This is a genomic window from Micromonospora solifontis (genome assembly GCF_003725545.1).
Lineage (GTDB): Bacteria > Actinomycetota > Actinomycetes > Mycobacteriales > Micromonosporaceae > Micromonospora > Micromonospora solifontis.
This window is the reverse complement of record NZ_RJLN01000002.1, coordinates 71,776-85,735: the sequence shown is the minus strand read 5'-3', so window position 1 is coordinate 85,735 and position 13,960 is coordinate 71,776. Positions and strand designations below refer to the sequence as shown.

General features: G+C 73.6%; 17 protein-coding genes. 9 read left to right on the top strand and 8 right to left on the bottom strand.

Annotated elements, in window-relative coordinates; translation table 11 throughout:
* Both EFE23_RS01250 and EFE23_RS01245 read right to left on the bottom strand, forming a co-directional pair.
* Entirely contained in the window at window positions 1-312 is a 312-nt protein-coding gene (locus EFE23_RS01250) for a hypothetical protein (protein ID WP_123238990.1), read from the bottom strand.
* Complete coding sequence (locus tag EFE23_RS01245) at window positions 302-613, bottom strand: hypothetical protein (RefSeq protein WP_231934773.1); 312 nt, start codon at window positions 611-613, stop codon at window positions 302-304. The genes EFE23_RS01250 and EFE23_RS01245 overlap by 11 nt, the downstream gene beginning before the upstream one ends.
* A 103-nt stretch (window positions 614-716) precedes the next feature.
* On the opposite strand from EFE23_RS01245, the gene EFE23_RS01240 reads away from it, so the two are divergent.
* Complete coding sequence (locus EFE23_RS01240; protein WP_199736880.1) at window positions 717-1,076, top strand: DUF3099 domain-containing protein; 360 nt, start codon at window positions 717-719, stop codon at window positions 1,074-1,076.
* 42 nt (window positions 1,077-1,118) lie between these two features.
* Here the strand turns inward: EFE23_RS01240 and EFE23_RS01235 are convergent, their stop codons facing one another.
* A complete protein-coding gene (locus EFE23_RS01235; protein WP_123238988.1) occupies window positions 1,119-2,012 on the bottom strand; it encodes a carbohydrate kinase family protein in 894 nt (297 codons plus the stop codon).
* Window positions 2,013-2,076: 64 nt separating this feature from the next.
* Window positions 2,077-3,006: a pseudouridine-5'-phosphate glycosidase gene (locus EFE23_RS01230; protein ID WP_123238987.1), complete on the bottom strand. Its 930-nt coding sequence runs from the start codon at window positions 3,004-3,006 to the stop codon at window positions 2,077-2,079.
* Window positions 3,007-3,094: 88 nt separating this feature from the next.
* Here EFE23_RS01230 and EFE23_RS01225 point away from each other — a divergent pair, with 88 nt between their 5' ends.
* The 3 genes from EFE23_RS01225 to EFE23_RS01215 all read left to right on the top strand — a co-directional run bounded on the left by EFE23_RS01225 (window position 3,095) and on the right by EFE23_RS01215 (window position 5,916).
* A complete protein-coding gene (locus tag EFE23_RS01225; protein ID WP_030502976.1) occupies window positions 3,095-3,313 on the top strand; it encodes a DUF3039 domain-containing protein in 219 nt (72 codons plus the stop codon).
* Between the two features lie 40 nt (window positions 3,314-3,353).
* Complete coding sequence (locus EFE23_RS01220; RefSeq protein WP_123238986.1) at window positions 3,354-4,004, top strand: trimeric intracellular cation channel family protein; 651 nt, start codon at window positions 3,354-3,356, stop codon at window positions 4,002-4,004.
* Between the two features lie 178 nt (window positions 4,005-4,182).
* Window positions 4,183-5,916, top strand: coding sequence for a DEAD/DEAH box helicase (locus tag EFE23_RS01215; RefSeq protein WP_123238985.1), 1,734 nt, complete (start codon window positions 4,183-4,185; stop codon window positions 5,914-5,916).
* 195 nt (window positions 5,917-6,111) lie between these two features.
* Here the strand turns inward: EFE23_RS01215 and EFE23_RS01210 are convergent, their stop codons facing one another.
* On the bottom strand, window positions 6,112-6,345 hold the full coding sequence (locus EFE23_RS01210; protein ID WP_013284786.1) for a DUF7455 domain-containing protein: 234 nt from the start codon (window positions 6,343-6,345) through the stop codon (window positions 6,112-6,114).
* Between the two features lie 245 nt (window positions 6,346-6,590).
* Window positions 6,591-8,201, bottom strand: a complete 1,611-nt coding sequence (locus EFE23_RS01205) for an RNA polymerase sigma factor (protein ID WP_123238984.1) — start codon at window positions 8,199-8,201, stop codon at window positions 6,591-6,593.
* A 287-nt stretch (window positions 8,202-8,488) separates the two neighbouring features.
* Between EFE23_RS01205 and EFE23_RS01200 the strand changes: the two genes are divergently transcribed.
* Window positions 8,489-9,310, top strand: a complete 822-nt coding sequence (locus tag EFE23_RS01200; RefSeq protein WP_123238983.1) for an inositol monophosphatase family protein — start codon at window positions 8,489-8,491, stop codon at window positions 9,308-9,310.
* 256 nt (window positions 9,311-9,566) lie between these two features.
* On the opposite strand, the gene EFE23_RS01195 is transcribed toward EFE23_RS01200, so the two are convergent.
* A complete protein-coding gene (locus EFE23_RS01195; RefSeq protein WP_199736883.1) occupies window positions 9,567-10,082 on the bottom strand; it encodes a LytR C-terminal domain-containing protein in 516 nt (171 codons plus the stop codon).
* A gap of 422 nt (window positions 10,083-10,504) precedes the next feature.
* On the opposite strand from EFE23_RS01195, the gene EFE23_RS01190 reads away from it, so the two are divergent.
* Both EFE23_RS01190 and EFE23_RS01185 read left to right on the top strand, forming a co-directional pair.
* The gene (locus EFE23_RS01190) at window positions 10,505-10,801 is read left to right on the top strand and encodes a DUF4193 domain-containing protein (RefSeq protein WP_046565779.1); all 297 of its coding nucleotides are present in this window, start codon (window positions 10,505-10,507) and stop codon (window positions 10,799-10,801) included.
* 213 nt (window positions 10,802-11,014) lie between these two features.
* Window positions 11,015-11,857, top strand: a complete 843-nt coding sequence (locus EFE23_RS01185) for a hypothetical protein (protein ID WP_123238981.1) — start codon at window positions 11,015-11,017, stop codon at window positions 11,855-11,857.
* A gap of 223 nt (window positions 11,858-12,080) precedes the next feature.
* On the opposite strand, the gene EFE23_RS01180 is transcribed toward EFE23_RS01185, so the two are convergent.
* Window positions 12,081-12,581, bottom strand: a complete 501-nt coding sequence (locus EFE23_RS01180; RefSeq protein WP_123238980.1) for a DUF3093 domain-containing protein — start codon at window positions 12,579-12,581, stop codon at window positions 12,081-12,083.
* Between the two features lie 86 nt (window positions 12,582-12,667).
* On the opposite strand from EFE23_RS01180, the gene dut reads away from it, so the two are divergent.
* Together dut and EFE23_RS01170 are read left to right on the top strand one after the other, a co-directional pair.
* Entirely contained in the window at window positions 12,668-13,165 is a 498-nt protein-coding gene (gene dut / locus EFE23_RS01175) for a dUTP diphosphatase (RefSeq protein ID WP_123238979.1), read from the top strand.
* A 25-nt stretch (window positions 13,166-13,190) separates the two neighbouring features.
* Complete coding sequence (locus tag EFE23_RS01170) at window positions 13,191-13,847, top strand: DUF3710 domain-containing protein (RefSeq protein ID WP_123238978.1); 657 nt, start codon at window positions 13,191-13,193, stop codon at window positions 13,845-13,847.
* Window positions 13,848-13,960 lie beyond the last annotated feature (113 nt).

Here is a 13,960-nt window from a genome sequence, read left to right as displayed (position 1 = left end):
TCAGGCGGCGGTGGGGCGGGACAGCGCGGCGAGGGCCCGGCGCACGTCGGCGAGGGAGACCGTGGCGGACTCGTCCAGGTCGGCCAGGCCGGCCTCGATCCACTGGCGCATCAGCGTGGTCACCCCGATGCCGCGCGCCTCGGCGGCCGCCCGGACCCGTTCGTAGGTCTCCAGCGGCAGGCGTACCGAGCGGCTGACCATCGGCACGTCGGTGTCGGGCGTCGGCAGTTCCGTCGCCGGCGTCTCGTCGATCAGGTCGGCGAGCGCGTCGCCGCCGTCGTGGAACCGCTTGGTCGCCTCGTTACGGTGCATCGTGACCGCCTCCTCGTCGGCGCGATCTCCGCACGGCCTCGTCGTAGCGCTTCGCCTCGACGTCGCTCAGTTCGCGGGCGGAGAGGATGTCCCAGTCGTTGTCGGTGCCGTCGGCCTCGGCCAGCAGCACGGCGAGGCGCCGCCCCCGGTGGTCGGTCGCGTAGACCACCATGACGTCGTCCCCGAGGTGCCGGATGACCCGTCGGGTGCTGTGCAGGGCCTCCCAGACTTCCCCGGGCGTGACGTCGTAGACCCGTAGGTTCGCCAGCGCCTCGTCCGTGAAGCTGAACCGGTTGCCCACGGGCAGAGCGTACCACGCACGTAACACGCTCCGCCTTGTCACGATTTTCGCCGATCAACCGTCCCGGGTGACAGGATGGGGCGTAATCCCCTCGAGGAGGTCCATGGTGAAGCGTCAGGCGTACCAGCCGATCCTGATCACCGACGCCTCACGCAGCCAGGACGACCAGCTCAACAGCCGGCAGAAGCGGTACGTGCTGATGATGGGCATCCGGGTCGCGTGCCTGGTGGTCGGAGCGATCCTGGTCGGCGTGAAGGCCCCGCTGCTGTGGCTCTGGCTGCCGCTCCTCGGCCTCGGGATGGTGCTCATCCCGTGGCTGGCGGTGCTGCTGGCCAACGACCGGCCGCCCAAGGAGGAGCATCGGCTGGCCAACAAGCTGCACCCGCGCCACCGCGACGACACCCCGCCGATGGCGCTCGCCGCCGAGGAGCCCCCGCACAAGGTCATCGACGCGGAGCCCTGACCGGTCCGGGCCGGCCCGACGCCGGGCCCGGACCGGGCCGGCTCAGGAGGCCGGCCGGGCGCCCACCGACGAGACCGCGAGCGCGCCGAGGTCGCCGGCCCGGGACAGCGCCGCCCGCGAGTCCGCGCCGGCGAGCCAGGCGGTGAGCAGGCCGGCCGCGAAGGCGTCGCCCGCCCCGGTGACGTCGACCACCGGCACCCCGCGCGCCGGGGCCGTCTCGACCGTCCCGTTCCGGTCCACCCAGACCGCGCCGGCCGCGCCCCGCTTGACCACCACCCGGCGGGCCGCCGCGGTCAACGCCCGCGCCTGCGCCGCCGGGTCCAGGCCGCCGGCCAGCACCGTCGCCTCGTCCGTGTTGACCAGCAGCAGGTCGACGTCGCGTACCCAGGACAGGAAGGCCGCCGCGCCGACCCGCCGCAGCGGGGCCGCGGAGGCCGCGTCGACGCTGGTGGTCAGCCCGCGCTCGCGCGCCACGGCCAGCGCGCGCTGGCCCGCGCCGCGCGACCCGGCGTCCAGCAGGGTGTACGCGGACAGGTGCAGGTGCCCGGCGTCGGGCGCCGCCGCCAGGGCCCGGTCGACCTGAGCGGCGGTCAGCCGCAGGTTCGCCCCGCGCTGGCTGATCATCGTCCGCTCGCCGCCGTGAGCGAGCACGATCACGGTGCCGGTCGGGTAGCCCTCGTGCCGCTCCACCGCGCAGGTCACCCCGACCCGCTCCAGCTCGGCGACCCGCTCGCGACCCGTCTCGTCGTCGCCGATTGCGGCGACCAGGGTGACCTCCGCGCCCTGGGCGGCGAGCCAGGCCGCCGTGTTGGCCGCCTGGCCGCCGCCGCTGAACCGGATCCCGGCGGCGGTGTCCGAGCCGGTGGCCAGCGGCCCGGACAGCATCGCGACCACGTCGGTGATCACGTCGCCGACCACCACGATCCCGGAACTCATGCCGTCACCTCGCTTCGCTCGGCGCGGGCCCGGGGCACCCCGACGTCGCACCGCTGACGCTCGCTCATGCCGCGGTACGCCGGGTCGCCGCGGCGACCGCGATCCGCGCGGCCAGGTCGGCGTTGCGCAGGATGATCCGGACGTTCACCGCCAGGCTGGCACCCTCGGTGGCCGAGTGGAAGTGGGCCAGCAGGAACGGGGTGACCGCCTTGCCGGTGACCCCGTCCCGGGCCAGCAGGGCCAGCCCGTCGGCCAGGGTGCGGTCGTGCAGCGCCGGGTCGAGCTGTTCGTCGGCCGGCAGCGGGTTGGCCACGATCAGGCCGCCGTGGTGCACGCCCTGCGCCTCGCGGGCCAGCAGAACGTCGGCGACCTGCTCCGGCGACTCCACCGACCAGTCCAGGTCGAACCCGGCGTCGGTCAGGTAGAAGCCGGGGAAGCGGCGGGTGCGGTAGCCGACCACGCTCACCCCGAGGGTCTCCAGCCGTTCCAGGGTGGCGCCCACGTCGAGGATCGACTTGACCCCGGCGCAGACCACCGCGATCGGGGTCCGGGCCAGGGTGACCAGGTCGGCCGACTCGTCGAAGGTCTGCGCCGCCTCCCGGTGCACCCCGCCCAGCCCGCCGGTGGCGAAGACGCCGATCCCGGCCGCCGCGGCCACCGCGCTGGTCGCCGCCACCGTGGTGGCGCCGTCCGCGCCGGTCGCCGCCGCCACCGCGAGATCGCGTACGGAGAGCTTGCTCACCCCGTCGACGGTGGCCAGCCGGGTCAGCTGGGCGTCGTCCAGCCCCACGATCAGCTCGCCGGCGACCATGCCGATGGTGGCCGGGACCGCGCCCGCGTCCCGGACCGCCTGCTCGATCTGCCGCGCGACCAGCAGATTGTCCGGTCGCGGAAGGCCGTGCGAGACGATGGTGCTCTCCAGGGCCACGACGGGACGCCCGTCACGCAGGGCGTCGGCCACCTCGGTGCCGTAACTGATGTGAAAGTTGGTCACTTCCGTTACGGTACGGGCCGCCCACCGGCCGACCTGCGGTGGACCACCCCGGATCGACCTGCCAAACTGTTCAGTTGGAGGTGTAGACGTGAGCACAGAGGTTCTCGAGCGTCCGGAGCTGAAGGACGCCGACACCGGCCCCGAGATGTTCCACTACGTCCGCAAGGAGAAGATCGCCGAGAGTGCCGTCATGGGCACCTTCGTGGTGGCGCTCTGCGGCGAGACGTTCCCGGTGACCAAGGCGGCCAAGCCGGGTTCGCCGGTCTGCCCGAAGTGCAAGGAGATCTACGACTCGTACGCCGAGTGATCCTGGGCGGCCGCGCCGGGCGCCCACGTAGCCTGCGGCGGTGACCACCTCCACCGCCCTGCTCTTCGCCGACCTCACCGGCGTCGCGGTCTTCGCCGCCTCCGGTGCCTCCGCGGCGGTGGCGAAACGGCTCGACCTGTTCGGGGTGATCTTCGTCGGCGTCGTCGCCGCCCTCGGCGGCGGCATCTTCCGGGACCTGGTCATCGACGAGGTCCCCCCACTGGCCTTCGCCGACTGGCGGTACGCGGTGACCGCGGCGGTCACCGCCGCCGCCGTCTTCTGGCTGCACCCCCAGCTCGCCCGGTTGCGCACCACCGTGCTGGTGCTCGACGCGGCCGGCCTCGCCCTGTTCACCGTCACCGGCACGCTCAAGGCGCTCGACGCGCACGTGCCGGCCGTCGGGGCCTGCATGATCGGCATGCTCACCGCGATCGGCGGCGGCCTGGGGCGGGACCTGCTCACCGGCGAGATCCCGGTGGTGCTGCGCCGGGAGATCTACGCCCTGGCCGCGCTCGCCGGGTCGGTCGTGGTGGCCCTGCTCTCGGCGTACGGGCAGGCGAAGGCGGCGCCGTTGACCTGCGCCGCGGTCTTCGTCTTCGCGCTGCGCCTGGTGTCGCTGCGCCGCCGGTGGTCGGCCCCGGTCGCCGCGCTGCGCCCACCGCGCACCGGCACCCGGGGCCCGCAGGGCTGACCCCGCGCCGGGCCGCGCGGATGTGACCAGCGTGGCGTCGAGTGGGGAGAAGTGCCCCCGCTGGTTATGCTGAGTCGGCCTTCGCGGCACCGGATGCGCGAGGGCGTTTTCATGGGCGGCGACACCCGTGGCCCCCGGCTGCGCGGGGCTCGCCGTGTGGAGCGGAGAGGAGCTACCCGTGGCACCGCGGTTGCCGGCGCTCGACACGTTCCCGCCCCTGCGGGCCTGGCAACGCAAGGCGATGGTGGAGTACCTGCGTCGCCGTACCGAGGACTTCACGGCGGTCGCCACGCCCGGCGCCGGTAAGACCACCTTCGCCCTGCGGATCGCCGCCGAGCTGTTGAACGACGGCACCGTCGAGGCGGTCACCGTGGTCGCCCCGACCGAGCACCTGAAGACCCAGTGGGCGGAGTCCGCGGCCCGGGTCGGCATCCAGCTCGACGCCGCGTTCCGCAACGCCGACCTGCACTCGGCCGCCGACTTCCACGGCGCCGTCGTCACGTACGCGCAGGTCGGCATGGCTCCGCAGGTGCACCGGCGGCGCACCATGACCCGGCGGACCCTGGTCATCCTCGACGAGATCCACCACGCCGGCGACTCGCGTACCTGGGGCGACGGCGTGAAGGCGGCCTTCGAGCCGGCGGTGCGCCGGCTGATGCTCACCGGCACGCCGTTCCGCTCCGACGACAACCCGATCCCGTTCGTCAGCTACGAGCGGGGCGGGGACGGGCTGCTCCGCTCCCGCGCCGACTCCGTCTACGGCTACTCCGACGCGCTGCGCGAGGGCGTAGTCCGGCCGGTGCTCTTCCTGGCGTACTCGGGGGAGACCCGGTGGCGCACCAACGCGGGGGAGGAGCTGGCGGCGCGGCTCGGCGAGCCGATGACCCAGGACCTGATCGCGCAGGCCTGGCGTACCGCGCTGGACCCGGCCGGCGACTGGATGCCGCAGGTGCTGCGGGCCGCCGACGCCCGGCTGACCGTGCTGCGCGGCAACGGCATGCCCGACGCCGGCGGCCTGGTGATCGCCAGCGACCAGCAGGTCGCCCGCGCGTACGCGAAGCTGCTCGAGCAGGTGACCGGCGAGAAGGCCGCCGTGGTGCTCTCCGACGACCAGGGCGCCTCCGCGCGGATCGCGACGTTCGCGGCGTCCGAGCAGCGCTGGCTGGTCGCGGTGCGGATGGTGTCCGAGGGCGTCGACATCCCCCGCCTGGCCGTCGGGGTGTACGCGACCAGCGCCAGCACCCCGCTCTACTTCGCCCAGGCCATCGGGCGGTTCGTCCGGGCCCGGCGCCCCGGGGAGACCGCCTCGGTCTTCCTACCCAGCGTGCCGCACCTGCTCGGGCTGGCCAGCGAGATGGAGGCCGAGCGGGACCACGTGCTCGGCAAGCCGAAGGACTCCGACGGCTTCGACGACGACCTGTTGGAGCGCGCCCAGCGGGGCGACCAGGCCAGCGGGGAGCTGGAGAAGCGCTTCGCCGCGCTCTCCGCGACCGCCGAGCTGGATCAGGTGATCTTCGACGGCGCGTCCTTCGGCACCGCCGCCCAGGCCGGCACCCCGGAGGAGGAGGAATACCTGGGGCTGCCCGGGCTGCTCACCGCCGACCAGGTCTCGCTGCTGCTCACCAAGCGGCAGGCCGAGCAACTCGCCGCGCAGAAGCGCCGGGCCGCCCAGCGGGCCGCTGAGCCGGCCGCTGAGCCCTCGGCGGCGGCGCCCCCACCGATGAGTGCCGCCCAGCGCCGGGTGGCCCTGCGGCGGCAGCTGAACGCCCTGGTGGCCGCCCGACACCACCGGACCGGCCAGCCGCACGGCAAGATCCACGCCGAGCTGCGCCGCCTCTGCGGCGGCCCCCCCAGCGCCCAGGCCACCATCGAGCAACTCGAAGAACGCATCGCCACCGTCCAAACCCTCTGACCACCCACCCCCCCACCCACCCACCCACCCACCCCGCCGTCGCCGGTGATCATGAAGTTGGCGGCGATGTCGATCTCGAAAAGTGCCGCTAACTTCATGATCGACAGAGATAGGCGGGTGGGGGAATGCGAAAGCCGGCCGGAGGTCCCCGTGGGGGCCTCCGGCCGGCTTTGTCGCAGTTATCTGGTTACCGGCTCAATTCGCCATCAGATCGGCGCCACGCCAGCTGAACTCCGGGTCCGACGCGTAGCGCACGGTGATCTTCACGAGATCCTCCGCGTACTTGTTCGCGTGGTGCCCACAGAACACCAGCTCGCTCCCACCCGCCAGAGTGATCCGGAGCTTGCCGGCAGCATTGCAGCGGTCGCACCGTTCATCGGCGGCCGGGGGGCTCACCGTCTCGGGCGGCGGCGTGAGGGTCGGGGTCATCGCCTTCCTCCTCTGGTCGTCACCGATGAACACTCTCTTCGGTTGCTCACCTATCGTGCAACACCCTTCTCGGGCACTGCCTTCCCTGTGTGCCCGTCGGGGACGGAGGTCACACCTGGCGTGGAGGACAGTGTGCCGTGCACCAAGGGTGCCACGTCAACGATCACAAACGGGCAACCGTCAGGTCACCGGTGAGTGTTCTACGGCTGGTGATCAAACCGACACGTCTGGTTGACGGGTACGGCTCAGTCCAGGTAGTCGCGAAGCACCTGGGAACGCGAGGGGTGCCGCAACTTGGACATGGTCTTCGACTCGATCTGACGGATGCGCTCCCGGGTCACGCCGTACACCTGGCCGATCTCGTCCAGAGTGCGCGGCTGGCCGTCGGTGAGGCCGAAACGCAGGCGCACCACGCCCGCCTCACGCTCGGACAGCGTCTGGAGGACCTGCTGGAGCTGGTCCTGCAGCAGCGAGAACGACACCGCGTCGACGGCGACGACCGCCTCGGAGTCCTCGATGAAGTCGCCGAGCTGGCTGTCACCCTCGTCGCCGATGGTCTGGTCGAGCGAGATGGGCTCCCGGGCGTACTGCTGGATCTCCAGCACCTTCTCCGGTGTGATGTCCATCTCCTTGGCCAGCTCCTCCGGGGTGGGCTCGCGGCCCAGGTCCTGGAGCAGTTCGCGCTGGATCCGGCCAAGCTTGTTGATCACCTCGACCATGTGCACCGGGATGCGGATGGTGCGGGCCTGGTCGGCCATGGCGCGGGTGATGGCCTGGCGGATCCACCAGGTGGCGTAGGTGGAGAACTTGTAGCCCTTGGTGTAGTCGAACTTCTCGACGGCGCGGATCAGGCCGAGGTTGCCCTCCTGGATGAGGTCGAGGAAGGCCATCCCGCGACCCGTGTAGCGCTTCGCCAGCGACACGACCAGCCGGAGGTTGGCCTCCAGCAGGTGGTTCTTGGCCCGCTCGCCGTCCCGGGAGATCCACAGCAGGTCGCGCTGCATGTCGCGGGTGAGCTTCTCCTCGCCCTCATCGGCGGCGCGCAGCCGCTCGGCGGCGTAGAGGCCGGCCTCGATCCGCTTGGCGAGCTCGACCTCCTGCTCGGCGTTGAGCAGCGGCACCTTGCCGATCTGCTTCAGGTACGCCCGGACGGAGTCGGCGGAGGCGGTCAGCTCGGCGTCCCGGCGCGCCTGCTTGAGCGCCTCGGACTCCTCGTCGTCCCACTCGAAGTCGTTGTCGGTGGCGGAGCTGGCCGCGTCGGCCTCGGCGGCCTGGGTCAGCTCGGCCGGCTCCTCGACCACCACGTCCTCGATCTCGGCGGCGAGTTCCTCGGGGTCGATCTCGCCCTCGGCGCCCTCGCCCTTCGGGGCGTCCTTGCCCGGCTTCGCGGCCGCCGTCTTGGCGGCCACGGTGGCCTTGGTGGCCCGGGTCGCCTTGGTGGCCTTCGCCGGGGCGGCGGCCTTGGCGGCCACCTCGGCGGTGGTGCCGGCGGCCTTGCGGGCCGTCGCCTTCCGCGGGGCGGGGGCCGGGGCCTCCTCGGCGGCCGGCGCCTGCTTCGGCGCGGGCGCGGCGGCCTTCTTGGTGGTCTTGGCCGTGGTGGCCCGGGAGGCCGGGGTGGCGGACCGGGCGGCGGCGACCCGGCGGCGGGTGCTGGCGGAGCCGTCCACCACCACCGTGACCCCCGCCTCGGAGAGCGCACGGAGGATCTTCTTGGCCTGGGCCGGGGTCACCTCGGCGGACTCGACGGTGCGCGCGAGCTGGGCCGACGTGAGCTGGCCGCCGGCGCTCTGCGCGTGGGCGATCAGGGTGTCGGTGAGCGAGCGAACGTCGGCGCCGGTCTGGCGTGGTTCTGTCACGAATGACCTTCCGGAGGCGAAGAGCGAGCACGGCCGGGTCGTCCGGCGCAGCACGGGACGCCGTGCCGGGCGATGTCGTTGAGGGACCCCCGTGTCCCGGGCCGACCGGTCGCTGGCGGTCCGTGGCGCGTGGGGCAGGGTGAATTGTAACGCCGTCTGCGGCGATCATCCTGCGCCGCACGGCGGACGGGCCGTACGGACCACTGATTAGGCACAGTTGTGGACTTTGTAAGGATGATACCCGCGCACGAACCGGCCGGTCCGGATCGTGCCGGAAGGGGACGAACATGATCGCCTCGGCGCCCACGCCGCAGGAACTGCTCACGATCGCCGTCGAGGTGGCGCGGGACGCCGCGGCCACCGCACACCGGATGCGGGCCGAGGGAGTCTCGGTCGCCGCGACCAAGAGCACCGCCACGGACGTGGTCACCGCGGCCGACCGGGCGGTCGAGCGGCAGGTGCTGGGGGCGTTGCGGGCGCGCCGCCCGGGCGACGCGGTGCTGGGCGAGGAGTACGGCGCGGGGAAGACCGGCCCGGCCGCCGAGGACGGGGTGCGCTGGATCGTCGACCCGATCGACGGCACCGTCAACTACCTCTACGGGCTGCCGTATTGCGCGGTTTCCCTGGCGGCGGAGGTGGGCGGCGAGGTCGTCGCCGGCGTGGTGCGCAACGTGGTCACCGGCGAGGAGTGGACCGCCACGGCGGGCGGCGGCGCCTGGCGGGACGGGGAGCGGCTGCGCTGCTCCACCGAGACCGACCTGGGGCAGGCGCTGGTCGCCACCGGGTTCGGCTACGACGCCGGTCGGCGGGCGCACCAGGCCCGGGTGGTCGCCGAGTTGATCCCGCACGTGCGGGACATCCGCCGGATGGGCGCCGCCGCGCTGGATCTCTGCCTGGCCGCCGAGGGTCGGGTGGACGCCTACTACGAGAAGGGGTTGGCCGCCTGGGACCTCGCCGCGGGCGGGCTGGTCGCCCGCGAGGCGGGACTGCTGGTGACCGGGCTGTCCGGCCGGCCGCCCGGCCCGGACCTGGTGATCGCCGCGCCGCCGGCCCTCTTCGAGCCGCTGCACACCCGGCTCGCCGCTCTGGACGCCTCCGGCGGTCCCTGACCCGCCGTCAAGGGCGGGTCCGCGCGGTCCGCCGCCTCCGGCGGTCCCTGACCCGCCGTCCGGGCGGGTCCGCGCGCCGGCGGTCCCTGACCCGCCGTCCGGGGCGGGTCCGCGCGGTCCGCTCACCGCCGGTCGACGCGGCGGCCACCACGTCCAGAGCCCCGCCGATACGCGAAAAGAGTGGCCTCCGCGGCGGAGCGGCCACTCTTTTCGGCAATTCGGATGGATCACGGCTGGCCGGACGGCCGACCACGGGTCATTTGTCCACCGGGGCCGGGCAGGTGCCGGGCGGGGCGACCGGCGAGCCGAGGTCGCCGAGCGACTGGTTGACCTCGGTGGTGGTGGCCAACTGCTGGAAGCTGTTGCCGAGGATCACGTCGACCGTGTCGTCCTTGCGCTTGATGTCGAACTGCGGATCGGCGTTGTCGAGGAAATAGGCCCGCAGCAGATGCGCGGAGCCGACGCCCTTCGGTCCGAAGCGCAGCACGGCGACGTCGTCCACCTGCTTGGGGGCGTTGCCTTCCTTCTTGACCTGGAACTTGCGGTTGCGGAAGTCGTCCGCGACGCTGCCCGCCAGGCCCGCCTCGTCGGTGCCGTTGTAGACGTTGATCTTGACGTCCTTGGGCTCGCGCAGCGTGACGTCGGCCAGCGGCCAACTCTTGGGGCAGCCCTCGGCGGTGCCCGCGTTGCTCTGGGTGTCCCGCACCAGTGCGATGACGACGAAGACCAGGGCGAAGACCGCCAACAGGCCGACGACAACGAGTGCCCGCACTCGCGCAAAACTCATCTGGGCGCTCCCCGGACAGTGATTGGGTGGCGGCGGCCGCCGGCGGTCGGGCCGTCGAGTACGCCGCTGAGGTTAACGGTTGTCCGGCCGTCGCGTGGAAACAGTCCGACATGCCGGCGCGCCACCGGGGGAACGGGTAGTACTACCCCTATCTTCGTGTCGCCTGAGTCACATTGGGAACAACTTCGGGCGCAGGGGCGTACATCTCTGCCACGAGGGCGGTATACATGCCTCGCCCAAAGGGGGGGTAAGGTTCCGCGCTCGCCGGGGGAGTTCCTCTGGCGACTCGGCCCACCGGTCGTTGCGTCGGGTGACCGACACATTTGGTGGCCGGCCAGTGGAACCGAAACAGCGTCGTCCGGCGTTACACCCGGAAGCGACCATATCGATATGGGAGAGTGAAACCGATGGCCACCGACTACGACGCCCCGCGTCGCGACGAGGTCGACCTCGGCGAGGACAGCCTGGAAGAGCTCAAGGCACGGCGGGTCGACTCACAGTCGGGCGCCGTGGACGTCGACGAGGCCGAGGTGGCGGAGAGCTTCGAGCTCCCCGGCGCCGACCTGGCCGACGAAGAGCTCACGGTCAAGGTGCTACCGATGCAGCAGGACGAGTTCCGGTGCGGCCGCTGCTTCCTGGTCCACCACCGCAGCCAGCTCGCCGTCGAGCGGAACGGCGAACTGATCTGCCGCGAGTGCGTCTGACCCCGACTCGTGTCACCGGCGGCGGCCTCCTCGACGGGGCCGCCGCTGTTCGAGCCGCCGTGCGCCGGTGGCGGGAAGCTGCTTGACTCGTACCGGCGGCTGCCACGCCGCCCGGAGCACGGGAGGGCGGAGAGTGAGCGAGCGCAGCGAGCGAACCATCTGGCTCAGTAGCGTGGCGCCTCGCGTCGCCGTGGAGCGGAGCGAGGCGGCGGCGTGAGCGAGCGCAGCGAGCGGGCCGGGGGGCCGAGCGCCGACGAGCCCGGCGTCGACCCCTCGACCGGGAACGGTGACGCGCCGGCCGGCGACGCCGACCAGCTCGGCGCAACCGTCGCCGCCCTCACCGCCGACGACATCGCGCCCGCCCGGCGTCGGCAGCTGCTCACCCGGCTGGTCGGTCAGGCGCGGGCCCGTGGGCTCACCGACCTGTTCAAGCCGAAGGCCGCGGTCCGCTGGATGGCGGACACCGTCGCCGAGGTCGCCCCGCACGTGCCGATCCGGGATCTGGCCACGCTGCGCCGGCACTTCCCCGGCCTGGATGACGACGAGCTGGCCGAGCGCCTGATCCGCAACGCCGCCCGGGCCACCGCCGGGGTCGGCGCGGCCGGTGGCGGGGTCGCCGCGGTGGAATGGGCGGTCACCCCGACGCTGCTCTCCGCGCCGGTGCTGCTGGCCGCCGAGACGGTCGCGGTGGTCGCCATCGAGCTGAAGCTGATCGGCGAGCTGCACGAGATCCACCGGGTCCCGCTGCCCCCCGGCGGCACGCCGCGCGCGGTCGCCCTGGTGCAGTCCTGGGCCAGCCAACGGGGGATCAACCCGATGATGCCCGGGGTCGGGGTGAGCGCGGTACTCGGCACCGCCGCCCGCCGCGAGCTGCGGGACAGCCTGCTGCGCCGGTTCGGCCGGAACCTGACCACGCTGGGCCCGTTCCTGACCGGCGCCGCCGTGGCCGGCTACCTCAACCGCCGGGCCACCCGTACCCTGGCCGACCAGCTCCGCAAGGACCTGCGCCGGCAGGCTCGTGACCTGCCCGGTGGCTCCCGCCCTGCCCTCCCCTGAGCCCGGTTCGCGCCCGCTCCCGGCCCGACGCCAGTAGAGCAGCGTCGCGCCGTCCCGGCCCGATGCCACTAAAGCAGGGAAACAGTGGCCACCGGCCGGCGGATGGGCACTCTTTCCCGGAAACAGCGCGCAACAGCAGCGGCGGGCGGCGGGGCGCCGCCGGCCACGGTGGCGCGGCGAGAGGCACGGTGGCGCGGTGAGAGGGTGCGGCGAGCGGGCTCGGTCAGGCGGCGTCGCGGGCGGCGAGGACGGCGGCGGCCAGCTCCACCGGGTGCCGGGTGCTCACCACCCAGAACGGGGTGGGGTCGGCGGGGTCGTCCAGCACCACCTGCACCGCGCCGCCGACCCAGGGCCGCTGCACCACGAAGGCGAGCGGGTCGGCGCCGACGCCGAGCGCCTCGCGCCGGCCGGCCGCGTCGAGCGGGACCACGTCGGCGACGTACCGGACCGGGAGGCGGGCGTCGTCCACCCGCAGCTCGCCGTCGCGGACCGCGACCCGGATCCGACCCAGCCAGGCCAGTCCGGCCACGGCCGCCGGGATCAGCACCGCGAAGGGCAGCCAGGCACGGACGCCGCTCGCGCCCATCCACAGCTCGGCGGCGAGCAGCCCGGCCAGGGCCAGCCCGGCCGGCCAGGCCCACCAGGGCAGGGTGAGCCGCTCCGCGTACTCCGCGGCGGGGGTCACCCGGGACGTCGGGGCGGACGGGAACGACGACTGGCGCACAGTCCGAGGGTACGGCGCACGGCCGGCCCGCCAACCGGCAGGATGGCAGGGTTACCCCCGCAAGGACCGGACGGAAGAGGAAGACCGTGACAGACGTCGTACCCGTGCCGGTACGGCAGCTCGACCCCGAGCTGCCGCTGCCGGCGTACGCCCATCCCGGCGACGCCGGCGCGGACCTGGTGGCCGCCGCGGACGTGGAGCTGCCGCCCGGCGGGCGGGCCCTGGTGCCCACCGGCGTGGCCATCGCGCTGCCCGAGGGGTACGTCGGGCTGGTGCACCCCCGATCGGGGCTGGCGGCCAGGCTCGGCGTGACGGTGCTCAACGCGCCCGGTACGGTCGACGCCGGCTACCGGGGTGAGATCCTGGTCAACCTGATCAACCATGATCAGGACACCCCGGCGAAGATCAGCCGGGGCGACCGGATCGCGCAGCTCGTCGTCCAGCGGGTCGCGCGGGCCGAGTTCCAGCCGGTGGCGGAACTGCCCGCCTCCCGGCGGGGCGCCGGCGGGCACGGGTCCACCGGCGGGCACGCCGGGCTGGTTCCGGCTCCGGCGGGCGGGCAGACGGAAGAGGTGGCAGGGTGAGTGCGAACAGCGGAGGGTGGGCGCAGTGATCTTCTCTCGTAAGCGGGCCGAGGGCGCGCGGCACGCGCGTGACGAGCGGAACCCCGGGGTCCTCGACGACGAGGAGACTCCGACGCCGCCGGCCCGGGGCCCGTACGACGTCGCCGAGGCGCCGGACGCGCCGCGACTGGACCTGGGCAGCCTCCAGATCCCGGCGGTGCCGGAGGTCGAGGTGCGGGTGCAGGCCGACCCGCAGGGCGTGATCCAGCAGGTCGTGCTGGTGCACGGGCAGAACGCCCTGCAGCTCGGCGTCTTCGCCGCGCCCCGCTCCGAGGGCATCTGGGACGAGGTGCGCGAGGAGATCCGGCAGTCGCTGTTCAACGACGGCGCCGCCGCCCAGGAGGTCGAGGGCGAGTACGGCACCGAGCTGCGCGCCCGGGTGCGTACCCCGGACGGCCTGACCGACCTGCGCTTCGTCGGCATCGACGGGCCGCGCTGGATGGTCCGCGGCGTCTACCAGGGCGAGGCGGCCACGAATCCGGTCGCCGCCGGCCCGCTGGCGGCCTGCCTCGACGGCCTGGTCGTCGACCGGGGCCAGGAGGCCAAGCCGGTCCGGGAGCCGCTGCCGCTGCGGCTGCCCCGCGAGGTGGCGGAGCAGCAGGCGGCCGGGCAGCAGCCCGCGCCGGAGCAGCGCGAGGCCTGAGACGTACCGCGCCGGGCCCGGTGCCCGTCGGCTCCCGCCGGCGGCGCCGGGCCCGCCGCGCGTCGGCCCCCGGACGGGGGTACGCCCGGACGGACGCCGGCTCGGCCGGCGGG

What these genes read in the sequence shown, in the direction of transcription:
- EFE23_RS01250 (WP_123238990.1), bottom strand. Translation starts at nt 312, where the DNA reads ATGCACCGTAACGAGGCGACCAAGCGGTTCCACGACGGCGGCGACGCG.
- EFE23_RS01240 (WP_199736880.1), top strand. Translation starts at nt 717, where the DNA reads ATGGTGAAGCGTCAGGCGTACCAGCCGATCCTGATCACCGACGCCTCA.
- EFE23_RS01235 (WP_123238988.1), bottom strand. Translation starts at nt 2,012, where the DNA reads ATGAGTTCCGGGATCGTGGTGGTCGGCGACGTGATCACCGACGTGGTC.
- EFE23_RS01210 (WP_013284786.1), bottom strand. Translation starts at nt 6,345, where the DNA reads ATGACCCCGACCCTCACGCCGCCGCCCGAGACGGTGAGCCCCCCGGCC.
- EFE23_RS01200 (WP_123238983.1), top strand. Translation starts at nt 8,489, where the DNA reads ATGATCGCCTCGGCGCCCACGCCGCAGGAACTGCTCACGATCGCCGTC.
- EFE23_RS01190 (WP_046565779.1), top strand. Translation starts at nt 10,505, where the DNA reads ATGGCCACCGACTACGACGCCCCGCGTCGCGACGAGGTCGACCTCGGC.